This is a genomic window from Sporolactobacillus sp. PKPK-6, from assembly GCF_056678885.1.
The window spans coordinates 171,388-192,572 of record NZ_JBWXPA010000001.1; the positions used below are offsets into that span (position 1 = coordinate 171,388).

The following is a 21,185-nucleotide window of genomic DNA, read 5'->3' on the forward strand; positions in this document are numbered from 1 at the left end:
ATCGCCATGAGATTGAGCGGCGATGTTTTTTGATTCTCCAAATTTATCTTTTTGCTGAAGATGTTTGCAGAAGTACAGGTGATCTCCGAGCATGGAGTGTTGCTGATACTGTAAAAACAAGTAATCCGAGCCAAATGAATGAAAATGATAGAAACTGAATAAAATGAAACGGCTCTTTATACACTACGACACCAATAATTAACTGCATCGTTGGTGTAATGTATTGAAAGAATCCTACCATGGTTAATGATATTCGCTGAGCGCCTTCTGCGAAGAAAAGAAGCGGTACGGCTGTTACAATACCGGTTCCAATTAGAAGAGCAGTCGTCAGCCATGTTCCGGTGCCAAAGGCAGCCGATCCGGATTGTTGAAGATAAACAAGATAGATGAGTGCTGCCGGAACGATGAACAGGGTTTCGAACGTCAATTCCAATGATGGTGCAATATGAATCATTTTTTTTGCGAGTCCATAAAAACCGAATGATAAAGCCAGTGTTAAGGCAATCCAAGGAACTTGGCCAAAATTTGCTGTCTGAATCACCACACCTGCAGCAGCGAGTAAAAAAGCGACTAATTGCCATATAGTCAGTCTTTCTTTAAGGAAAATAATACCGAGAAGGATGCTGATCAATGGATTAATGTAATACCCCATGCTGGATTCAATGACATGGCCATTATTTACAGCCCATATATAGACAAGCCAATTAATCGTAATCAACACAGAAGCGACAAAAACAAAGAGCAATAGTTTAGGATTTACGGATAGCTTCCTAAGTTGTATCTTAAAACGTCCAAATGAATGTGTAGCAGCGAGCAATAAGAGCATGAAGATCAAAGACCAGAAAATGCGGTGTGCTAAAATTTCTAAAGCAGGTATTTGGTGGATGGGTATCCAATACAAAGGAAACAGCCCCCACATGAAATATGCCGATAACGTGTAAATGGCGCCTATCTTAGTTTCTCGATTATTCATAAAATTGTTGAGCAGAAAGCCGAAGCTATTGCTGAACCCTCACTTCCCTTCTAAAATAATTCAGATCATCATGCACACCTAACAAAGCATCTTTATATTTTATCGACTTTTTTCGTTGCTGACTAGAGGTCTGCTCAAATGAGAAATAGATAACCCTAACCTAATTACTTATGGATTGTCTATCTTATCTTTTATCGGCAGTTTCTCTGTGAATTTTGCCGGTCCAACATCATTTTGCGCGAATCCTTCGCCAAACACTTCGTGGACATCGTTAACTGTAACAAATGCATCCGGGTCGAACTCATGTATCAAGCTCTTAAGGCGGAAGACCTCATTCCGACTGACAACGCAGTAGAGCACGTTCATTTTTCTTCCGGTATAGCCGCCTTTTCCATCCATAAGGGTTACACTTCGGTCAAGCAATTTGATAATTTGGCTGGCCAGAAGATCGCTCTTCTTAGAAAAAATCATGATTGCTTTCGCTGAATAAGCCCCCTTTTGAATCATATCAATCATTTTTGCTCCAACGAAAACGCCGACTAAGGTGTACATCATTTGCCTGTAATCTAAATAGCAAAGTGAAAGTACGATTACTGCTGCATCGATGACGAGCATTGTCTTACTCATTGCCCATCCAAATTTTTTATGCGTAATACGTGCAACAATATCGGAACCTCCGGTTGTTCCTCCATACCTAAAAATAATACCGAGTCCTCCGCCGATAAAAGCACCAGCAAAGAGTGCGGCAAGAAATAAATCGTGACGCAACGAGAAGTCAAACGTTATCCAATGCTGAAATACCAAAAGAAAGAATGAGAGCGAGAATGTACCTATCAGCGTATAGATGAATTCGTTACGCCTGAAGAATCGCCAACCCGCGAAGAACAACGGAATATTTAATACAATATTGCTAATTGCCGGATCGATGGACATCAAATTATATAATATAAGGGTCAGACCAGTAACGCCGCCTTCAGCCAGCATATTTTTCATATTAAAGTTGACAAGCCCAAAAGCATAGATGGCTGCGCCAAGTAAAATAAATAATATATTCTTTGTTTTAAGATTCAGTTTCATCATGCACACAACCTTTCCGTATTACATCGCAATCTATATCATACGGTTTACTTGGTGATACTTCAATATGTCTCCGTGTACAAAACAGTGAACATCATATGCTCCCCATTTTCTCAACAGGAAAACAATGGTATAATCCAACTGAAATTCGTTTTAGATTTTGGCTTCTTGCCGAAATTCCGTTAAAATAGGAAAAGAGAAGCAGGGGTGAATACATTTGAGCGAACAAAAGACTTTGGAACACTTACAAAAAGAAGTTGATGCGTATATTGGGCAATTCAAAGAAGGCTATTTTTCTCCGCTTGCATTAACTGCACGTCTCACTGAGGAATTGGGTGAGCTGGCAAGAGAAGTCAATCATTATTATGGTGAGAAAAAGAAAAAACCGACCGAAGCAGAAAAGACGGTGGAAGAGGAACTTGGTGATCTTCTGTTTGTTGTGATCTGCATGGCGAACAGCTTACATATTGATTTAGGACAGGCTTTAACAACTGTACTGGATAAATTTCAAACCAGGGATAAAGACCGGTGGACGAGAAAAACGGACGAAGGGATGAATGAACAGTGACAGAAAATAAAGAAATTCGAGTGGCTGTTGCCGGACCGAGAGGCCGCATGGGTTCGGAAACGATTCGTATGATTGCTCAGGCTTCAGAACTTAAATTGGTGGCTGCTGTTGACCACGGCCATGATGGAGAGCAAGTTGCAGATGTAACAGGAATTGTCGGATTGGAGGGCCGTGTGTATACGGATATTGATGCATGTTTCTCTAATGAGAATATTGATGTACTGATCGACTTTACGAATCCGGAATCGGGCAAACATAATTTGCAAAAAGCAATCGACTATGGCGTTCGTCCTGTGATCGGCACTTCTGGATTTACAAATGATGAGGTAGAAAGCTATCGAAGACAGATGGATGAGAAAAAACTTGGCGGCATCATAGCACCTAATTTTGCCATTGGTGCTGTTCTGGTCATGAAATTTAGCCAAATGGCGGCAAAATATTTTCCAGATGCAGAGATTATTGAACTGCATCACGACAAGAAAAAAGACGCGCCTTCAGGTACCGCAATTAAAACAGCCGAATTAATGACAAAGACGCGTACGGCTAAGAAACAGGGTGCACCAGATGAGAAAGAAACACTTCCCGGCGCACGCGGTGCGGACTATGAAGGCATGCGCATCCACAGTGTACGACTGCCCGGATTAATTGCACATCAAGAAGTACTTTTCGGAGGAAAGGGAGAATTATTGACATTACGCCATGATTCTATGGATCGAGCATCGTTTATGACTGGTGTGCATTACGCCGCAACAACGGTCATGGATCTCGAAACGCTTATCTATGGACTCGAAAATATTCTCGACTAAACCAACCATGAAACGGTTAAGGAGTGAGCAGAATCATGAACATTGCATTAATTGCACATGACAAAAAGAAGCCCGAAATGGTGGAATTTACAACTGCTTATTCGTTTTTGCTTGGACAGCATCAATTGTATGCTACGGGAACAACCGGATTAAAGATTATGGAAGCCACTGGATTAAAGGTACATCGCTTCCAGTCTGGCCCGCTAGGCGGAGACCAACAGATCGGTGCAATGATTGCTGCCAATAATATGGACATGGTCATTTTTCTGCGTGATCCCCTGACTGCCCAGCCGCATGAACCTGATGTGAACGCACTCTTGAGGCTGAGTGATGTTTATCGAATTCCTTTAGCAACTAATCTTGCTTCAGCTGAACTGCTTATGCATGCGCTTAAGCGCGGAGAAATGCATTGGCGTGAATTAATCCATCAGCAACAGGATGACAAATAATTCTCGTTTGCTGATTCTACTAATTAAATGGGGTGTCCCCTTTGACTTTTCCTTTTAATGATGCAGCTTTTATTCTTGATCGCTTACAAGATCATGGATTTGAAGCTTATGTTGTCGGCGGCGCAGTGCGTGATTACCTGCTCAACCGTCCTATTCATGATGTTGATGTAGCAACGTCGGCGCATCCCGCTGACGTTGTCTCTTTATTTAAACGAACGGTTCCAATTGGTATCGACCACGGGACGGTCGCAGTTTTGCACAATGGTCGCAGTTACGAGGTGACAACTTTTCGCTCGGAGTCCGATTATGATGATTATCGTCACCCGAATCAAGTTGATTTTGTTCTTTCTCTTGAAAAAGATCTTATGCGGCGTGATTTTACGATTAATGCTTTGGCAATGGATCAGAATGGTGAAATCATTGATCTTTTCGAGGGAAAGAAAGATATCGAATTGAAACGGATTCGAACTGTTGGACGTGCGGAGGAACGGATTACTGAGGATCCGCTCCGTATGATGCGCGGCATACGATTTGCTTCTGAACTCAGTTTTACGCTTGGCCAAACAGAACGTCAAGCTTTTCGTGAAAAAGCAGATCTCTTGAAGAAGATCTCAATTGAACGGATCAATCAAGAAATGGCGCGATTGCTTGCGGGCAAAGGCGTCATACAGGCACTTGGGCTCCTTTTCGAAACAGATTGTATTTACGTGCTGCCCATGCTTCATCATGCTGACGAAGAAAAAGCTACACGTGTCCATTATTTGGCGCTTCAAACAAATGAGGAGCGTTGGGCAGCATTTTTGATCAGCCAAGGTATTGAGGATGTTCCGGCATTTTCTAAATATTGGAAGTGGTCAAATGATGAAAGACGTCATGTTTTTCAATTGATCAAATGGACAAAACATCGGATGCATAAGGAATGGAATGAAGAATCCATTTATTTTGCAGGTATCCGTGATGCAAGGGCAGTCAATCGTATAATGGTCGCATTGGGTGAGGTTGATGAGGAAGAACTCGACAATCAACAGTGTAAGGCAGAAACACTGTGGCAGAATTGTCCCATTCATTCACGTGCAGGCCTTGCAGCAACTGGCAATCATTTCATAGACTGGTCAGGAGCGAAACCTGGACCATGGCTTGCCAAAACAATCCAAGATCTGGAGCGAGATGTCGTAAACGGCCGCATTAATAACGAGTTGGAGGCGATTCGATCTTGGTTCGACAACCGACAAATCACTCAAAAAAAGCAATCTTGACTCTATTATATGAACACCAGGAGGAGTTTTTATCCGGTCAAAAGATATCAGAATTGATCGGTTGTTCCCGAACTGCGGTATGGAAGCATATTCAATCACTTCTCGAAGAGGGCTTTCTCATTGAATCCGTACAAAAAAAGGGATACAAGCTCATGCAATCTCCGGATGGACTGAATGAGGCTGAGGTCGCCGCGGGTCTTAAAACGAATCGGCTCGGCCGAACGATCTGTTTTTATGAATCCATAGGATCGACACAGAAGGAAGCACTGCGGCTTGCCGACGAAGGCGCTGAAGATGGAACGGTCGTTTTGACTAATGAACAAACGAACGGGCGCGGACGACTTGGCCATACTTGGCAATCTCAGCGTAATACAAACATTGCAATGAGCATGATTCTGAGACCTGGGCTTCCCATTGAAGAAACACCTCAGTTAACATTGCTCACCGCTGTTGCTGCAGCCGATGTGATTGAAAAGGTGACTGGGCTCGCTTGCGGTATTAAATGGCCGAACGATATTCTTTATGATGGAAAAAAGCTTGTGGGCATTTTAACGGAGCTGCAGGCAGAAGCAACCTATGTAAAAGCGGTCGTCATTGGGATTGGCATCAATGTAAACGGCGATCCGTCAAGCCTTCCGGAACCATTGCAGCATGTTGCCGGATCACTCCAATCAATTACGGGAAAAAGGTATGAACTTGCTCCACTCATTCAAAATTTTTTTGAGTCCTTTGAAACGCTGTATACTACTTACCTTCAGAATGGGTTTCAAAGTATTCGCCCGCTCTGGGAGCAGCGTGCTTTGAATTTGGGAAAATTAATTAAAGTGCGTCAACCTGGAGGACGCATATTAGAGGGAATAGCGAGCGGAATAAATAATGAGGGTGTACTGCTTCTGCGGAAAAAGGATGGAATCTTAGCAAAAGTATACTCTGCGGACATTGAATGGGAATGAGTAAAACAGAACCGATCGGCGAAAGTCGATCAGTTTTTTGCTATAATGATAGAGCCGGACGGTTGGATCTTATTCTGGCTGCATTTCTTAGAAAGCAGCACGTAGATCATGGCTGTTCGAGTATCGATTAATTACGTCTGCCATGATCCAATTAAGGACATGGACGGAGGTGCGGGTTTACCTTTTTCAATTCCGTACCCAAGCCTCCTCAAGGACAAGAGGAGGAAACGAAAATGAATGTAGCACATTCAATGCTGCAGCTCGCCGATTCTGCGGCATTAAGAGAATTTGTGAGGAATCAGAAGAAGCTGGGAAAAACGATCGGATTTGTCCCGACGATGGGATATCTGCATGAAGGACATGCTTCACTTTTTAAAAAAGCGGCAGAGACATCGGATGTTGTGATTGCAAGCTCGTTTGTCAACCCCACACAATTCGGCGAGAACGATGACTACGATAACTATCCAAAGGACAATAAAAGAGACGTGCGGCTTGCTGAATCCTGCGGGGTGAATGTGCTTTTTCTCCCAGAAGTGGAGACCATTTATCCCAATGAACAGCAAGTTACGGTTAAAGTCAATGACAAAACGGATGTTCTATGCGGCAAAAGCAGACCCGGTCATTTTGATGGAGTTGCCACCGTGCTTACGAAGCTATTTACAATCGTTGAGCCGAATTATGTTTATTTCGGCATGAAGGATGCACAACAAGTAGCCATTGTCCACAGTCTCATCAAATCCTTTCATTTTCCAATAACATTAATAGCCTGCCCGATCATTCGCGAAACGGATGGACTCGCAAAAAGTTCGCGTAATGTGCGGCTGCTCCCTAATGAGCGCAGAGAAGCACCTGAATTATATAAGGGACTTCAGGTTGGGTCTGAAAAAATTCGTAACGGCGAAAGAAATTTCGACCAAATCATTGCTTCTGTCCGCAGATACTATGAATTACATGTGCAATTAGGAGTAATCGATTATATTGAGGTTCTGAATTATCCTGAGTTGACACGTGTTAAGGATAAAATGTATGGCAGAATCATTATTGCTATCGCTGTGCGCTACTCGAATGCTCGATTAATTGATAACGTAACCATCGACTGCGGTCATGATGAAAGCGAGGCGTAAAGTGATGATGCGTCCCTTTTTACGCTGCAAATTACATCGTGCCACAGTCACAGATGCAAATCTAAATTATGTAGGCAGCATTACCATTGATGAGGCGCTTCTTCAGGCAGTTGACTTGCTTCCTTATGAAAAAGTTCAGGTTGTGAATAATAATAACGGTGCCCGTCTTGAAACCTACGTCATTCCCGGTCCGAGAAATTCAGGCATCATTTGCTTGAACGGAGCAGCGGCGCGGCATGCACAAAAAGGCGATGTTTTGATTATTATGGCTTATGCATTTATGAGTGACGCTGAAATGAAAAGGCTCAAGCCGATCGTTGCTGTGCTTGATAAAAAAAATCGAATTGAAAGAATATTAAATGAAGAAAAATCGATGGAAGTTTTATAAAATAAAGCATTAAGCAAGATAAATTTGCTTGCATTTCATTGGAAGAATAGATACGATTAATTTGCTGTGAAAACAGTTGAAAAGTCCTTTAAAACTGTTTTTTCAAAAAGATATGCATGTAGCTAAATGAGGAGTATATTTCTCCCTTTAATTTGATAAGAGAGAACAGTATATTCCTGGCGTTATACTAAAGCGGAGACTACACATATGCAGGCTCCGCCTGATACATAAACTGATTCAGGTGATGTTTTGAGAACGGTAAAAACTGTATTGATAACTGTATTAATTGCGATTCTGATCATCGTCGGCATTGGTGCCTGGAAACTTTATTCAAGCAATACCGTCTATCAAAATCAAGCGGCTGCAACCGCATTAAAAAAAGCAAAGCAGTCGTACATTTTTGACCATGTTAAATCGGTAACGTCATTTAACGGTACCGATGCCTATCAAGTCATTCAGGCAAAAAGAAATGGAAATAAGATGTATATTTGGGTACCCGATCATCCGAAAAAAGCTCCGTTCATCGAGCGAGCGGCCAGCTCGGGGATAACTGAAAAACAAGCGATGCAGAAATTGGCCGATCAGCGACTCGATGTAAAAAAAATCATTTCAGTACGTCTCGGTGCGATTAAAGGCAATCCTGTTTGGGAAATTACCTTCCTAAATTCAAAGAATAGCTATAATTATGTATCTTTTTATTTTGATAACGGCAAAGAAGCGCAACGAATTTTGAGTCTCTAAAAGGGCATTCATAAATTTGTGAGCAGTCAAGGGAGGAACAACGAAGATGCAGCTTGCAAAGCGAGTAGAAACGATTACCCCATCAAGCACCTTAGCCATCACAGCAAAGGCAGGGGAACTTAAGGCTCAAGGGTATGATGTGATTGGCCTGGGGGCAGGACAACCTGATTTTAATACTCCGGAATTTATTATTGATGCGGCAATGGAGGCAGCAAAGGCTGGACATACAAAATATACGCCGACGGGCGGCCTACCTGCGCTAAAAGAAGCAATTATCGGCAAGTTAAAACGTGATCAAGACTTTGATTACAACCCATCACAAATTATCGTCGGAAATGGTGCGAAGCATGTCCTTTACTTGCTATTCCAAGCATTGCTCAATCCAGGAGATGAAGTGATTATTCCTGCTCCTTATTGGGTAAGTTATCCGGAACAAGTAAAACTTGCCGGAGGGGTTCCGGTAGCCATTGCGACTACAGAAGAAAAACATTTTAAAATTACAGCGGAAGATTTGGATAAAGCAGCAACAGCAAAAACCAAAGCTTTGATTTTAAATACGCCTAGTAATCCAACAGGTATGATCTACTCGAAAGAAGAACTAAAACCAATTGCAGACTATTGTCTGGAGCATGACATTTTAATTGTTTCGGATGAAATCTATGAAAAGCTTGTTTATAACGGAAATACATTTTATTCAATCGCGCAGTTGTCTGACGCGGTAAAAAGTAACACGGTTATCATCAATGGTGTTTCTAAATCTCATTCCATGACCGGTTGGCGAATCGGCTATGCTGCAGCAGATGCAAAATTAATTAAAGCCATGACAAATGTTGCTAGCCACAGTACGTCTAATCCGACTTCAATATCACAATATGCTGCGATCGCTGCGTATAATGGACCGCAGGAAAGCATTGAGACCATGCGCCAAGCATTTGAAAAACGCTTGAACATTGTGTATCCGCGGCTTGCGGCACTTCCCGGGGTATCCTGCGTCAAGCCTCAGGGGGCATTCTACTTGTTTGCAAATATTCGTAAAACAAGTGATGCGTGCGGATTCGCAAGTGTTAGTGATTGGTCTGCGGCGCTTTTGGATGAACAAAAGGTGGCCGTTGTACCCGGTGCGGGTTTCGGAATGCCGGACTACATCCGCCTTTCCTACGCGACTTCATTAGAGAATCTTGAAAATGCGCTTAAACGCATTGAACTATTTATAAAAAAACATACAAAGTAATCGTGCAGAGTTGAACGGGGGTCACGAGAGAAAATGAAAGCAACAATTTCTGAAGTGAAAAATTATATTGGTAAAGAAGTGACGATTGGATCCTGGCTTGCTAATAAGCGTTCCAGTGGCAAAATCCAATTTCTGGAACTTCGTGACGGAACTGGATTTATTCAAGGCGTTGTCTTAAAGAATGAGGTTAGTGACGAAGACTGGGAACAAGCAAAAGAACTGACTCAAGAAAGTTCCCTTTATGTCACTGGTACAGTACGTGAAGACAAACGTGCACCAAGCGGTTTTGAGCTCACAGTCACTTCCCTAGAGACCATCCAAATTGCTCAAGAGTATCCAATCACGCCAAAGGAACATGGCGTAGAGTTTTTAATGGACCATCGTCATCTATGGCTGCGTTCAAGTCGGCAGCATGCAATTTTACGCATTCGCGATGAAGTTATTAAAGCGACATATGATTTTTTCCATGATCATGGGTTTATTAAAGTGGATCCGCCGATTTTAACGGGTAGCTCTGCTGAAGGAACTACGGATTTATTCCATACTAAATACTTTGATCGTGATGCTTATCTCTCACAAAGCGGTCAGTTATATATGGAAGCAGCTGCAATGGCTTTCGGTAAAGTATTTTCATTCGGTCCTGCATTTCGAGCAGAGAAATCGAAGACAAGACGGCATCTCATTGAATTTTGGATGATTGAACCGGAAATGGCGTTCTGTGACCACGAAGAAAACTTGAAAGTTCAAGAAAACTATGTCGCTTATCTTGTTCAAGAAGTATTAAAAAATTGCCAGTCGGAATTAAAGGCAATTGGCCGTGATACGACTAAGCTTGAAAAAATTAAAGCTCCATTTCCAAGGATTTCCTATGATGAGGCCATTGATTTTCTAAAAAAAGAGGGTTTCGAAGATATTGAATGGGGCGACGATTTCGGATCGCCTCATGAAACAGCCATTGCCGAACACTTTGATGTGCCCGTATTCGTTACTGAATATCCAACCAAAGTTAAAGCCTTTTATATGAAGCCAGATCCGAACCGCGATGACGTGGTTCTCTGTGCGGATCTGCTTGCACCGGAAGGATATGGAGAGATTATCGGGGGAAGCCAGCGTATCGATGATCTGGAGTTAATGAAAAAGCGCTATGAAGATTTCCATCTGACAGATCCATCATACAAATGGTATCTGGAACTGCGTCAATATGGTTCTGTGCCGCATTCTGGCTTTGGTTTAGGTCTTGAACGAGCAATCGCATGGATTTGCGGACTGGATCATATTCGTGAAACGATTCCGTTCCCAAGGTTACTAAACCGGATTTATCCTTGATTCAATGGTGAATAAATTATTTATTTGTTAAGAGGCTTGGAGATCCACTTCCTGGCCTTTTTTACTGTCTTTGGCATTGAATGCAAACATTTCATTGATCAATGACGTGATTCATCAATCAATACTGATCCATGCTATAATGAACCATGAGGTGTCGCTAATGGATATGGAATTCATGCTGAAACTAGTCGAAACCGGGAGTGTTAATGTACCATCCTTGCTGATTGAACATTATCATGACATAGGTTTAAACGAACAAGAATGTATGATGCTGATTCAAGTGCATTCTTTTATTTCTAAAGGTGATGATTTCCCTACCTTTGATGATTTGTCGAGGCGTATGACGTTAAATGAAACAGCCTGTGCTGATTTGCTCAGAAGTCTCATCCAAGGGGGCTTCTTATCTATTGTACAAAAAAATGATCAGCAGCTGTATGCAGAGGCCTATTCGCTTCACCCACTATGGGAGAAGCTGCTGCGGTCTGCCTATGGAAAGACAATTGATTCTCCGACAAAGAACAGCGAAGATACATTGTATACTTTGTTTGAATCAGAATTCGGACGACCATTGTCGCCGATCGAGTGTGAGACACTTGCGATGTGGATGGATCAAGATCGCCATTCACCTGCGTTGATTAAAGGAGCGCTGCGGGAAGCCGTTGTTTCGGGAAAGCTGAATTTCCGATATATCGATCGAATTTTATTTGATTGGAAAAAGAACGGAATTAAAACACTTGATCAAGCAAAAGCACACGGCGACAAGATACGTAGTCATCAGCAGCATTCGACGAATACTGCACGCAATATTAATGATGTGCCGAAAATGCCAACCTATAATTGGCTGGAAAAACGCGAGTAAGGAGGGACCTGTGCTGAATCAGACTCAATTTGACTTCATCATGAAGACGATTGCGGACATGTTCCCCAACGCGCATTGTGAATTGAATCACAGCAATTCTTTTGAACTTGCCATTGCGGTCATGCTGTCCGCACAGTGCACTGATGCACTGGTCAATCGTGTAACCCCATCACTGTTTCAAAAATACCATGAGCCTGAAGATTATCTCGCTGTTTCAGTTGAAGAACTTCAACACGATATTCGTTCAATTGGTCTCTACCGAAATAAAGCAAAGCATCTCCGACAAATGTGCCAAATGCTCATTGAAGATTACGGTGGTGTTTTGCCGAGGACTCGTGATGAACTCATAAAACTGCCCGGTATCGGAAGAAAGACTGCAAATGTGATTGTGTCGGTCGCTTTTGGCGAGCCGGCACTCGCCGTCGATACGCATGTTGAGAGAGTGTCGAAACGGCTTGGTATTTGTCGCTGGAAGGACAGTGTTCTTGAAGTAGAAAAAACGTTAACGCGCCGCTTGCCTCGAGAAAAATGGTCGGAAACGCATCATCGGCTTATTTTTTTTGGCAGATACCACTGCAAAGCACAGCATCCTAATTGTCCTGAATGTCCATTATTAGATGTATGCCGTGAAGGAAGGAAAAGGATGAAAAGAGGAGAGGGAGACTTTGGAAAAATCACTACAGAAACTTGAAATCCCGGAGCCTTTTCGTGTATCACCTTTTTATAAGAATCAGCAGCTGATTGAGTCCGCTTTTATAGAAGAAGAGGTTACGTTTCAAATACCGTTCCTGTATGATCTTTGTTATTATGCAAATCCGCAAATTCTTCCAGTTTGGCCATGGAATAAAGAAGAAAATTACTTTCATGAGTATTGGATGAAGCAAAGAGAATCTATTCGAGAGCTGTTTCATATTCGAGAGCAGAAAAAGGCAAAAGATCCCATGCTGCTATCTATCTCTGCCTTTATTGACCAATTGTTCTGGTCAACTGGACATTCAGTTAATACATTGAACAGTCAGCAGTTGTTTCTGGGCATTCAGTTGCTGCCTTTCGCGCCATTAAACATTGAGGAGAGACTTAGCTATCTGCTTAGTCAACCGGATCGATATCTTTCGTTTGTCCAACTCGATGAATTGGAACAGGAATTTACAAAGAAGCGTTCTTCTTATTTAAGACGGCATGAATCAAATCAATCGTGATTAAGATTAAAATTTTGATAAGTCAATTAAAAAAAGTTAAAAAAAGGACCCATCGATTTTTTCGATGGATCCTTTTTTTACGGTGTTGTGCTTGGTGCTGTGCTTACTGCAGAACTTTCCGGAGCTGATGAAGCAGGCTGTTCAGAAGACGATTCCGGAGGTGCTGATGATTCAGGCATCGATGATGAACTGCTTTCACTGCTGCTTTCAGGCGGTACACTTGAACTGCTGCTCTCAGGAAGTACGGATGAACTGCTTTCACTACTGCTTGATGAATCAGGGCTGCTGGCATCTTCTGGTTTACTTTCCGCTTTATTATAGTGATTCGTAATTGTCGAATTCTTAACAGCCAGTTCTCCATTACTAAGATTGGTAACCGAATTCGGTCTAGTGAAGTCCGGAGCACCAACCATGTATTGAGTCATAATCGCCTTAAAGATACTCTTGGCATAGCCCTGTTCATTCGGTCCTAAATATGATCCGTAGTTTTTGTCGCCTATTTTGGTTTTGTCCGCGTTATAACCTGTCCATACGGCCGTAGTCAATCGTGTATTATAGCCGACAAACCAGGAATCCAAAGCACCTCTTGATCGTCCATTACCATTGATTTTAAACTGATCAGCATAGTCGCTCGGAATATTTGTTGTCCCTGTTTTACCAGCAAGGTTTGCTCCGGGAATATTGGCACTGATACCGGTGCCTTTTGTCATCGTATCTTTGAGCATGTCGGAAATCATATATGCTGTGTAATCATGCATCGCAACATGGCGCTTATGATCAAGTTGAATGACTTCACCGTCAGGTTTGACAATTTTTCGAACCGCATAAGGCTGATTGTAAATACCGTTATTTCCATATGCTGCATAAGCAGCAGACATTTGTAACGGATTAGAAGTGAAAGATCCGCCGCCAATTGAGTAGCTTTCACCCAAATCTTTAAGTACACTGTTGGTAAATCCAAGCTTTTCAGCAAATGTACGGATACTTTTTGTACCTCCAAGAGCTTGATCCACTTCCTGAAAGGTTTGCAGAGCCGGAATATTTCGAGACAGATACAGCGCTTTGCGAATGGTCATTTTCCCAAGTGTTTTTCCGTCCCAATCGTTAATTTCCTTGCCCCAACTATATTTAATATCCTTTGAGTCATTGACCTCATAGTCAGTCGGCCACTTTAAATACTCAATAGCAGGGCCGTAATCCATGATCGGTTTCGCTGTTGATCCAATATTTCTTTTTCCTTTATAGGACCAGTTTGTATATAAATATTTATAATTTCTTCCGCCGCCAAGTGCGCGAATTGCGCCAGTTTGCGTATCAATTACTGAAACACTGGCATTGAAATTGTTCTGTACATTTGGATAGTTTTGTTTGTTATTCAGTACATCTTGTGTCTGAGTTTGAATTTCAGGATCCAGCGTTGTGTAGATTTTCAGGCCGCCGGAGTTGAATTCTTGCTCAGTGATCACTTTCTTAACATCAACGAGTTCATGACGCACATAATCAAGAAATGCACCGTATTTTCTGTTGCTCACTGGAACAGTGCGGTGGCCTTTGGTCATTTGCTTCATGCTCACAGCCTTAGCTTTCGCTGCTTCATCTGCTGTAATTGCTTTATTTTGAACCATCAAATCTAAAACTAAATCGCGTCGTTCTTTAGCTTGTTCCGGATGTTTAATCGGATCGTAATAACCGGGATTTCGGGTCATTGCAGCCAGCATTGCAGCCTGTTCCAGTGTCACATTTTTAATGTTCTTGCCAAAATAGCGTTCGGAGGCTGCGGCAACGCCATAAGTAGGGCCGCTTCCTAAATAAATCTGATTTAAATACATTTCCAGTATTTGTTTTTTTGTATATTTTTTCTCCAGTTGAATGGCAAGATACATTTCCTGAATCTTACGCGTAAAGGTCTTGTTTTGAGTCAGCATCGCATTGCGAACCACCTGCTGTGTGATCGTGCTGGCGCCTTCTGATTTATATCCTTTCGTAAACTGAGCGATGCCGGCACCAAAGATTCGGATCGGATCAATTCCAATATGCTTGTAAAAACGTACGTCTTCTGTAGAAATATAAGCGTCTTGCACCGTCAAAGGAATTGAATCAATACTCGCATATGTTTTATGCTGCCCCGAGTCGACAGTAGTCGCCTTTTTCCCATTTTGATCATACATAACAGACGATATTGAATTATGCAGTGCATTTTCATTTAACTTTGGCGCATCTTTAATAACTGCGAGAACAAAGATTATTCCAGCAAGAATTAAAAATAAAAATGTGAGAAGAAGGATGATAAAAATCCGTTTTACCCAGTGCTTTTTACCGCCGCTTTTCTTTTTATTCTTCGGAGCTTTGTTATTGCTTTTTTGTTTCTCTTGTTCGGCTGCACGCCGTTTTTCCATTCGTGTATGGTATTCAACCATGATTGATCCTACCTTTCCAAAAAAACCTGTCCCATGGTTTACGTTTCATAGTATTCGATTGTTCCCATAGATTATGACCAGCTCAAAAATATACCTTTTTCACGACCCGAAGGTAATCAATTCGAGGAAGATAGTTTTGGGGAATCAGGTGACCATGATCCTGAAATAACAGTTTTGGAATTGACTTTCTGCCGCCGATTAAGGAGGCATCCCAATAGGCTGCCAGAAAATCGGCATCGAGCAGGAATGTCTCTGAACTCTGCGTAAATTTAACGATAATAAAACCGATTCCTCCATGGCGCTTAATTCGTTTCATATGCTCAACTTGATGGGCATGAAAATTCTTTAAAGGAATGTAGTGGGCGTGTGTGGTTTCCTTAGCTTCAAAATCTATGTATTTTCCTCTATATATACCATTGTAGTCAGTGGTCGATGCTCGGCGAAAATAGGCTTCGGTAATCTTCGCAGCGCTTCGTTTTGGATAGTCCACATGAACAATTTGAATCGGCGTTGGTTTTTTGTAAATCACTGCCTGGTCGGTCTCGATATAATAGCGGTTCGTAACATTCAGATCTTCTTCCAAAGTCATGCCGCGATGTCCATAAGCGACTTCGGAATCCGTCTTTTTATCAAATGATCGTTCTTGGCCTCTATAAGGTTGTCCATTCGGATAAAAGACGGTCATGAGCTGGAAACGCTCCCTTCTGGTATTTTCGTAGATTAGCTGGTTTATGACAGTTAAGTTCTTAGAACAGTATACCAAAGTCCGCATGAAAGAGGTTAGTTTTCTCGTTTTTTACGCGAGTCTGCACAACAAAACGCACTATTTCACTAGTTTTGCAGGATTGGTTCTAGTTTTGTCGATCATGCAGGGAATCTGAATGACACAGGGAAATCCTTCTCATGACACTCATTGAGAGAAGGAATCCTTATGGACGAACAGAAGGGAATTTCAATTAAGAAAATGGACTTTACAGTTGATTATTTAACGATGCAGCTCGATCAGATTGAAAACAAGATCATCCGCAAAAATGAAGCGATCATTGGTGGACATCTCGATTTTTGCAGAGAAAAACTCGCAAAATCTGAGAAGAAAATACGCAAAGTCGATCAATTATTAACTAAGGCTGCCAGAGGCACAGGTATCTATTACTCGCTCCAACTGGAAAATGTTCTATTTGGGACATCGACGGAGAAGAAGCCGTCAGCTAAAGAAAGCAGCAAGCCGTGGCAACCGCAAACAAAACGATTGCTGGGTTAATACCTTTCTGCCACAACATGCATCATGAGCAGTGGCGAGAGCATCTCCGTTCAATCATGGTACACTGGTGGTAGAAATGAATTAATGGAGTGAGTGAACTTTGCACGAACGAGCAGAAAAAAAATTAATAGATACAACAAGTCAATTACAGGTATTAAATCAAAATGCCTATCGACAATTTTCAGAACGAACACAAACTGAGCGTTATCAGCCGGATTTTTATGGTGAAGTAAAACCATTTGCAGATATAATGCAGCACGTGCTTGATGCTTGGCGGCCGCTAGCCGATACATGGGTGAGAACTGCCAAGCCAAGGTATGTGTTTCCAATCCAGATTAAGGATACCTATGATAATCTCTCTATTATTTGTGTCACTGCTTTTCAAAAGGACACGAGAAGAAGAAGATTTTATGAAACGATTAAATCAATTGACTATGTGCTCACCAATATATTGGATCAGTTGGATCAGGAACGATCGGAGCATTAACTTGCCATCCGAATAAATGAAACAAGAACGTAGAGAAAATAGGGGATGCCTAAAAATAAAATGGCACGGTACATGACCTTTGTAATCCAATCAAGACATTCTTCAGCAGAAAACTGATCGACTTTCTTAGAAAGTTGTTGCATCCGATCTGAGAATTGTGTTTGCTTTTTTAGGAATGATGCTGTGCTTGTTTTTTCCACTGCCGGTTCCCCCTAATCAATTGCTTTTGATAGACTATATGGCTTGTCCGGTCAAATTATTCCTTGAATCGGAGATCGGCAAAAAATAGTTGAATTAATGGGATGAAAGCCATTGCTCTAATTCAGAAACTGTCATTCCGGAGAATTGTTTAAATCCTTCATCCAGTGCGATGATTTTCCCGGAGACAATCGGATAAACAGCACAGAAACCACCGCTCAAAATGAAACGCTGTGAATTGTGAAAACGTTTGAGAAATAAAACGTAATCTCCGTCTGCAAGCGCTCCTGTATATTGCTCATTGATCGGATCGTGCGGGCCAGGCAGGGGATCAATGCCAGTGGTCAGCAGCAAAGCTGGTGAAGGTGCCTGACCTTTTAATACATCATGGATTTGGAGTGTTTGTTCTGCATTGATAAAGCGTGCACCAGAAGACAATCGACGACCGGTGTCCCATTTTCTCACGTTTTGATCCAGATGCGTGAAAATAATCAGATCTGATTCCTGCTTCATTAATGTGCTACTCGTAAAAGGTTCAGCTTTTATGAGCTGGTTGATATTGGCGGCATGGGTTGCCACTGGGTGAAGAAAAAAGAGCAGCAGAACAATAATCAGAGTTGTTAAATGTTGATGTGTCATCCGAAGCATGTGCAGAACTCCAATACTTTTACTTTTTTCTTAGCTTGACAAGGTAAATCGAATTCTATTCATTTCGGGATAATGCTTTTGACTATCCAAATGAAATCAGCAGCCTTATTTCTTGATGAATACTTAAGGATGTAGTATTGTTAATTTGCAAATTAAATAATTGAATAGTTCGTCCACTAGGGGTGCTTTTGCTGAGAGGGATTCGTCCTGACCCTTGGACCTGATCTGGGTAATACCAGCGTAGGAAAGTGGTTCATGATGAATTTAGATCCGCTTTCACTATCGATGAAAGCGGTTTTTTGCGTTTTCATCGACCTTTTCTTTAGGGAATGGATGAACCAAAAAAATGATTAATGAGGGGGAAACGTACCATGAGTAAGGGAAAAAACACTAATTTAAGGCTTAATTTATCTGACATTCTTGTAACCATTGTTATCGCATTAGTTTTCGGTTTGGTTTTTCGACTGCTGGGACCGGTTTATGACTTGGTAAAACCATTCGGTTTGCACTTAGACGCACTGCTTTACGGTATTTGGTTTATCGCCGCGCCATTTGCAGCGCTGCTCATTCGCAAGCCTGGTGTTGCATTTCTTGCTGAAACAGCAGCAGCACTTGCTGAAATGCTTTTTGCCGGGAGCGGAGGTGTCATCAATCTTTATTATGGTTTACTCCAAGGTGCATTTTCAGAAGCGGTTTTTGCTGCTTGGCGTTATAAGAAATTCTCGCTTGGCATCGCTTCTTTATCCGCATTTGCAGCGCTGATCGCGTCAATCATCTTGGATGCAGGTTATGCCTATCTTCCACTTCTTGCAGGATGGAACTTAATTCTGTACTTGGTATTTCGTGTCATTGGATCCGTACTTTTTTCCGGATTATTTCCATACGCATTGGTGAAAGGTCTGGAAAAAACTGGTGTTACTCAATCGCTTCGGCCGGTGACCAAGGAAGATTACAATGTCCTTAAATGATCGGGAAAGCTGGGGCGTCACAAATCTTCGTCTCGCATTTCCGAAAAAGAAATCGATGCTTTTTAAAGACCTTTCCTTGGATTATCAAAAAGGTGAAAAGATTCTATTGCTTGGTCCTTCCGGTTGCGGAAAATCAACACTCTTGCAGGTGCTTTCTGGTCTTGTTCCTGACAGTGTTGAATTGCCCATGCGTGCTGACCGGCATGCAGTACCGGATAATTGGGGATTTATCTTTCAAGATCCGGATACGCAATTTTGCATGCCTTATGTCGATGAAGAAATTGCATTTGTACTTGAAAATCGAAGCATTTCACGTAACCGGATGTCTCAATTAATCCATCACTATTTGGATATGGTCGATCTTAAATTAGAGAACAGCCATCAATTGATTCGAACGCTTTCGGGCGGTATGAAACAGCGTCTAGCAATTGCCAGTGTGCTGGCACTTGAACCTGATGTACTCTTTCTAGATGAGCCTACTGCTCTGCTCGATCCGAGGGGTACGGTGCAGCTTTGGCAAACGGTTCGGCGTATTGGAAACGACCGCACATTAATTATAGTCGAGCATAAAATCGATCATGTACTTGATTTTATTGATCGTGTTGTCTTGTTCAATCACAAAGGTGAAATTTTTGCGGATGGTCCGAAAGTAACAACTTTGGCACGCTATCGTGAAAAGCTCGATGATTTCGGTATTTGGCATCCAGGCGTTTGGAAGGGATATGAAGAGAAACAACTCGACAAGAGTGACGACACATTTGGAGAGCTTATTCTTGAGTTGAATCATTTTGAGGTTCTGCATCAGAAGCGTGTGAAACTCTTTATTGAAGAGCTCATGATCCATCGAGGCGAATGGATCGCAATCATTGGTGAAAACGGCGCAGGCAAGAGTACCATGATTGAAGGAATAATGGGACTTCTGCATACTAAAGGAAAACTGAGTTGGACATTTCCGCATCCCGAAGATCATGTACAGTTTGTTTTTCAAAATCCTGAGTATCAGTTTGTTACGGATAGTGTCGAGGATGAGCTCGCTTTTAGTCTCCGTATTAAAAAAATGAATGAGGATGAAATCGCGCGAAGAGTGGATCAGTCTCTGGAACGCTATGCACTTAAAGAACAGCGGTTGCAGCATCCGTTTCAACTTTCTATCGGTCAAAAACGAAGGCTCAGTGTCGCCTCCGCGATGATTAATCATCCGGACGTTCTGATTTTGGACGAACCGACGTTTGGTCAAGACGCGCGAAATACATTTGCACTACTGGACCTGTTTCAACAATTGAGGCAGGAGGGGACAACGATCATCATGGTGACCCATGAAATGGAGATTGTCAGCCGTTTTGCGACACGTACGCTCACTATTGACCAAGGAAGGCTGGTTAAAGATACGCTAAATGAAAGCAGCAAGGAGGAGAAACGTTTTGGATACGGTTTTGACGAACACGAACACGTTATTTTTTAAAATCAATCCCAGTCTGAAGTTTATTCTCATTTCTTCGCTGTTCATTGTGTATCTGTTTGTTCAAAATTTAAATACGATGATTTGGGCATCCCTGTTCTTTTTAATTCTCTATTATTTTGTCAGTGGGCTTTCAGGAAAATGGTCGTTTTGGTTTGTACTGATTACATTAATTGTTTCGCTTTTCAGTGCGTCGGCAATGATTTTATTTGGCAAAGGAAGCCACATTATCTATCATCAATCACTTATTCTGATCACACAGGAAAGCTTGGCTCGAGGGGTACTGCTTGGTCTCAGAACGTTCACGTTCAGTTTAATTGGAATGATTTTCGCAACAACAACACTTCTGGTTCCTTTTTTCTACTCACTAATGCAGCAATTGAAAGTCCCTGTACGCTATGCCTACGGATGCTTAGCTGCATTTCGAATGATTCCGATTATGGCAGAAGAATTCATGCATATTCGTCAGGCGATGCGTGTTCGAGGTATGACGCGTCAAAAAGGGGTCAAGGCATTTTGTGAGCGAATGACCCGTTATACGATCACAATGCTTGCTCAATCCATTCGCCGTGCTCAGCGGACTGCTATTGCCATGGAAGCTAAACGATTTTCAATGACAGAGAAGCGAACGTATTTTTATGAAATCGGATGGAGCAGAAATGATGTTTATTTTGTTATCATCCTGTTACTTACCGTTGCTTTGGGATTTGTTTTTTCATCTTATTTTCCGCTTACTCCGTATACGAATGTGCTTGATCAATAGGGAATCAAAGCGCATCATAAAGGTTAGATTGGAG

Annotated in this window: 24 protein-coding genes and 1 riboswitch; of the genes, 18 read left to right on the forward strand and 6 right to left on the reverse strand. The window is 42.0% G+C overall.

Annotated elements, in window-relative coordinates:
• Window positions 1–43: 43 nt before the first annotated feature.
• Both rarD and AC1MBV_RS00900 read right to left on the reverse strand, forming a co-directional pair.
• A complete protein-coding gene (gene rarD, locus AC1MBV_RS00895; protein ID WP_480947345.1) occupies window positions 44–973 on the reverse strand; it encodes an EamA family transporter RarD in 930 nt (309 codons plus the stop codon).
• A 168-nt stretch (window positions 974–1,141) separates the two neighbouring features.
• Window positions 1,142–2,050 (reverse strand): YitT family protein, encoded by a 909-nt coding sequence (locus AC1MBV_RS00900; RefSeq protein ID WP_255746603.1) that lies wholly within the window; start codon window positions 2,048–2,050, stop codon window positions 1,142–1,144.
• A gap of 217 nt (window positions 2,051–2,267) precedes the next feature.
• Here AC1MBV_RS00900 and AC1MBV_RS00905 point away from each other — a divergent pair, with 217 nt between their 5' ends.
• The 13 genes from AC1MBV_RS00905 to AC1MBV_RS00965 all read left to right on the forward strand — a co-directional run bounded on the left by AC1MBV_RS00905 (window position 2,268) and on the right by AC1MBV_RS00965 (window position 12,950).
• Window positions 2,268–2,618 carry a nucleotide pyrophosphohydrolase gene (locus tag AC1MBV_RS00905; protein WP_304654750.1) on the forward strand — a complete coding sequence of 117 codons (351 nt, stop codon included), beginning with the start codon at window positions 2,268–2,270 and terminating at the stop codon, window positions 2,616–2,618.
• The gene (dapB, locus tag AC1MBV_RS00910; RefSeq protein ID WP_480947346.1) at window positions 2,615–3,424 is read left to right on the forward strand and encodes a 4-hydroxy-tetrahydrodipicolinate reductase; all 810 of its coding nucleotides are present in this window, start codon (window positions 2,615–2,617) and stop codon (window positions 3,422–3,424) included. The genes AC1MBV_RS00905 and dapB overlap by 4 nt, the downstream gene beginning before the upstream one ends.
• A gap of 35 nt (window positions 3,425–3,459) precedes the next feature.
• Window positions 3,460–3,873, forward strand: coding sequence for a methylglyoxal synthase (mgsA, locus tag AC1MBV_RS00915; protein ID WP_255746599.1), 414 nt, complete (start codon window positions 3,460–3,462; stop codon window positions 3,871–3,873).
• 32 nt (window positions 3,874–3,905) lie between these two features.
• Window positions 3,906–5,129 carry a CCA tRNA nucleotidyltransferase gene (locus AC1MBV_RS00920; protein WP_480947347.1) on the forward strand — a complete coding sequence of 408 codons (1,224 nt, stop codon included), beginning with the start codon at window positions 3,906–3,908 and terminating at the stop codon, window positions 5,127–5,129.
• Window positions 5,087–6,082 carry a biotin--[acetyl-CoA-carboxylase] ligase gene (locus AC1MBV_RS00925; protein ID WP_480947348.1) on the forward strand — a complete coding sequence of 332 codons (996 nt, stop codon included), beginning with the start codon at window positions 5,087–5,089 and terminating at the stop codon, window positions 6,080–6,082. Before AC1MBV_RS00920 ends, AC1MBV_RS00925 begins: the two co-directional genes overlap by 43 nt.
• Window positions 6,083–6,333: 251 nt before the next feature.
• Window positions 6,334–7,206: a pantoate--beta-alanine ligase gene (gene panC, locus AC1MBV_RS00930; RefSeq protein WP_480948242.1), complete on the forward strand. Its 873-nt coding sequence runs from the start codon at window positions 6,334–6,336 to the stop codon at window positions 7,204–7,206.
• Between the two features lie 4 nt (window positions 7,207–7,210).
• Window positions 7,211–7,594, forward strand: coding sequence for an aspartate 1-decarboxylase (gene panD / locus AC1MBV_RS00935; protein WP_480948243.1), 384 nt, complete (start codon window positions 7,211–7,213; stop codon window positions 7,592–7,594).
• 249 nt (window positions 7,595–7,843) lie between these two features.
• Window positions 7,844–8,335 (forward strand): cell wall elongation regulator TseB-like domain-containing protein, encoded by a 492-nt coding sequence (locus tag AC1MBV_RS00940; RefSeq protein WP_255746595.1) that lies wholly within the window; start codon window positions 7,844–7,846, stop codon window positions 8,333–8,335.
• Between the two features lie 46 nt (window positions 8,336–8,381).
• Window positions 8,382–9,566 carry a pyridoxal phosphate-dependent aminotransferase gene (locus AC1MBV_RS00945; RefSeq protein WP_255746594.1) on the forward strand — a complete coding sequence of 395 codons (1,185 nt, stop codon included), beginning with the start codon at window positions 8,382–8,384 and terminating at the stop codon, window positions 9,564–9,566.
• A gap of 33 nt (window positions 9,567–9,599) precedes the next feature.
• On the forward strand, window positions 9,600–10,892 hold the full coding sequence (asnS, locus tag AC1MBV_RS00950; RefSeq protein WP_255746593.1) for an asparagine--tRNA ligase: 1,293 nt from the start codon (window positions 9,600–9,602) through the stop codon (window positions 10,890–10,892).
• A gap of 160 nt (window positions 10,893–11,052) precedes the next feature.
• Window positions 11,053–11,751, forward strand: coding sequence for a DnaD domain-containing protein (locus AC1MBV_RS00955; RefSeq protein WP_255746590.1), 699 nt, complete (start codon window positions 11,053–11,055; stop codon window positions 11,749–11,751).
• 10 nt (window positions 11,752–11,761) lie between these two features.
• Window positions 11,762–12,442 carry an endonuclease III gene (nth, locus tag AC1MBV_RS00960; RefSeq protein WP_480947349.1) on the forward strand — a complete coding sequence of 227 codons (681 nt, stop codon included), beginning with the start codon at window positions 11,762–11,764 and terminating at the stop codon, window positions 12,440–12,442.
• Complete coding sequence (locus tag AC1MBV_RS00965; protein WP_480947350.1) at window positions 12,417–12,950, forward strand: YpoC family protein; 534 nt, start codon at window positions 12,417–12,419, stop codon at window positions 12,948–12,950. The genes nth and AC1MBV_RS00965 overlap by 26 nt, the downstream gene beginning before the upstream one ends.
• Window positions 12,951–13,027: 77 nt before the next feature.
• Here the strand turns inward: AC1MBV_RS00965 and AC1MBV_RS00970 are convergent, their stop codons facing one another.
• Window positions 13,028–15,367 carry a transglycosylase domain-containing protein gene (locus AC1MBV_RS00970; protein ID WP_480947351.1) on the reverse strand — a complete coding sequence of 780 codons (2,340 nt, stop codon included), beginning with the start codon at window positions 15,365–15,367 and terminating at the stop codon, window positions 13,028–13,030.
• An 82-nt stretch (window positions 15,368–15,449) separates the two neighbouring features.
• Complete coding sequence (gene recU / locus AC1MBV_RS00975) at window positions 15,450–16,052, reverse strand: Holliday junction resolvase RecU (RefSeq protein ID WP_255746585.1); 603 nt, start codon at window positions 16,050–16,052, stop codon at window positions 15,450–15,452.
• 246 nt (window positions 16,053–16,298) lie between these two features.
• Here recU and AC1MBV_RS00980 point away from each other — a divergent pair, with 246 nt between their 5' ends.
• Together AC1MBV_RS00980 and AC1MBV_RS00985 are read left to right on the forward strand one after the other, a co-directional pair.
• Window positions 16,299–16,628, forward strand: coding sequence for a hypothetical protein (locus AC1MBV_RS00980; protein ID WP_480947352.1), 330 nt, complete (start codon window positions 16,299–16,301; stop codon window positions 16,626–16,628).
• A 100-nt stretch (window positions 16,629–16,728) separates the two neighbouring features.
• The gene (locus AC1MBV_RS00985) at window positions 16,729–17,115 is read left to right on the forward strand and encodes a YppE family protein (RefSeq protein ID WP_480947353.1); all 387 of its coding nucleotides are present in this window, start codon (window positions 16,729–16,731) and stop codon (window positions 17,113–17,115) included.
• Here the strand turns inward: AC1MBV_RS00985 and AC1MBV_RS00990 are convergent.
• Window positions 17,112–17,315, reverse strand: a complete 204-nt coding sequence (locus AC1MBV_RS00990) for a hypothetical protein (RefSeq protein ID WP_480947354.1) — start codon at window positions 17,313–17,315, stop codon at window positions 17,112–17,114. The genes AC1MBV_RS00985 and AC1MBV_RS00990 overlap by 4 nt on opposite strands.
• Before the next feature lie 94 nt (window positions 17,316–17,409).
• On the reverse strand, window positions 17,410–17,952 hold the full coding sequence (locus AC1MBV_RS00995) for a hypothetical protein (protein WP_480947355.1): 543 nt from the start codon (window positions 17,950–17,952) through the stop codon (window positions 17,410–17,412).
• 177 nt (window positions 17,953–18,129) lie between these two features.
• Window positions 18,130–18,225, forward strand: a riboswitch (TPP riboswitch).
• A gap of 107 nt (window positions 18,226–18,332) precedes the next feature.
• Between AC1MBV_RS00995 and AC1MBV_RS01000 the strand changes: the two genes are divergently transcribed.
• The 3 genes from AC1MBV_RS01000 to AC1MBV_RS01010 are packed head-to-tail and all read left to right on the forward strand — an operon-like array spanning window position 18,333 to window position 21,151.
• On the forward strand, window positions 18,333–18,929 hold the full coding sequence (locus AC1MBV_RS01000; RefSeq protein ID WP_255746574.1) for an ECF transporter S component: 597 nt from the start codon (window positions 18,333–18,335) through the stop codon (window positions 18,927–18,929).
• Window positions 18,916–20,391: an ABC transporter ATP-binding protein gene (locus tag AC1MBV_RS01005; RefSeq protein ID WP_480947356.1), complete on the forward strand. Its 1,476-nt coding sequence runs from the start codon at window positions 18,916–18,918 to the stop codon at window positions 20,389–20,391. Before AC1MBV_RS01000 ends, AC1MBV_RS01005 begins: the two co-directional genes overlap by 14 nt.
• Window positions 20,351–21,151: an energy-coupling factor transporter transmembrane component T family protein gene (locus AC1MBV_RS01010; RefSeq protein ID WP_480947357.1), complete on the forward strand. Its 801-nt coding sequence runs from the start codon at window positions 20,351–20,353 to the stop codon at window positions 21,149–21,151. Before AC1MBV_RS01005 ends, AC1MBV_RS01010 begins: the two co-directional genes overlap by 41 nt.
• Window positions 21,152–21,185: the final 34 nt, after the last annotated feature.

Bases quoted from the DNA above. Each gene is read 5' to 3' on its own strand.
- panC (WP_480948242.1), top strand. From the start codon at position 6,334: ATGCTGCAGCTCGCCGATTCTGCGGCATTAAGAGAATTTGTGAGGAAT.
- AC1MBV_RS00900 (WP_255746603.1), bottom strand. From the start codon at position 2,050: ATGAAACTGAATCTTAAAACAAAGAATATATTATTTATTTTACTTGGC.
- recU (WP_255746585.1), bottom strand. From the start codon at position 16,052: ATGACCGTCTTTTATCCGAATGGACAACCTTATAGAGGCCAAGAACGA.
- AC1MBV_RS01005 (WP_480947356.1), top strand. From the start codon at position 18,916: ATGTCCTTAAATGATCGGGAAAGCTGGGGCGTCACAAATCTTCGTCTC.
- rarD (WP_480947345.1), bottom strand. From the start codon at position 973: ATGAATAATCGAGAAACTAAGATAGGCGCCATTTACACGTTATCGGCA.
- mgsA (WP_255746599.1), top strand. From the start codon at position 3,460: ATGAACATTGCATTAATTGCACATGACAAAAAGAAGCCCGAAATGGTG.
- AC1MBV_RS00995 (WP_480947355.1), bottom strand. From the start codon at position 17,952: ATGACACATCAACATTTAACAACTCTGATTATTGTTCTGCTGCTCTTT.
- panD (WP_480948243.1), top strand. From the start codon at position 7,211: ATGATGCGTCCCTTTTTACGCTGCAAATTACATCGTGCCACAGTCACA.
- asnS (WP_255746593.1), top strand. From the start codon at position 9,600: ATGAAAGCAACAATTTCTGAAGTGAAAAATTATATTGGTAAAGAAGTG.
- AC1MBV_RS00980 (WP_480947352.1), top strand. From the start codon at position 16,299: ATGGACGAACAGAAGGGAATTTCAATTAAGAAAATGGACTTTACAGTT.
- AC1MBV_RS00945 (WP_255746594.1), top strand. From the start codon at position 8,382: ATGCAGCTTGCAAAGCGAGTAGAAACGATTACCCCATCAAGCACCTTA.
- AC1MBV_RS00955 (WP_255746590.1), top strand. From the start codon at position 11,053: ATGGATATGGAATTCATGCTGAAACTAGTCGAAACCGGGAGTGTTAAT.
- AC1MBV_RS00970 (WP_480947351.1), bottom strand. From the start codon at position 15,367: ATGGTTGAATACCATACACGAATGGAAAAACGGCGTGCAGCCGAACAA.
- AC1MBV_RS01000 (WP_255746574.1), top strand. From the start codon at position 18,333: ATGAGTAAGGGAAAAAACACTAATTTAAGGCTTAATTTATCTGACATT.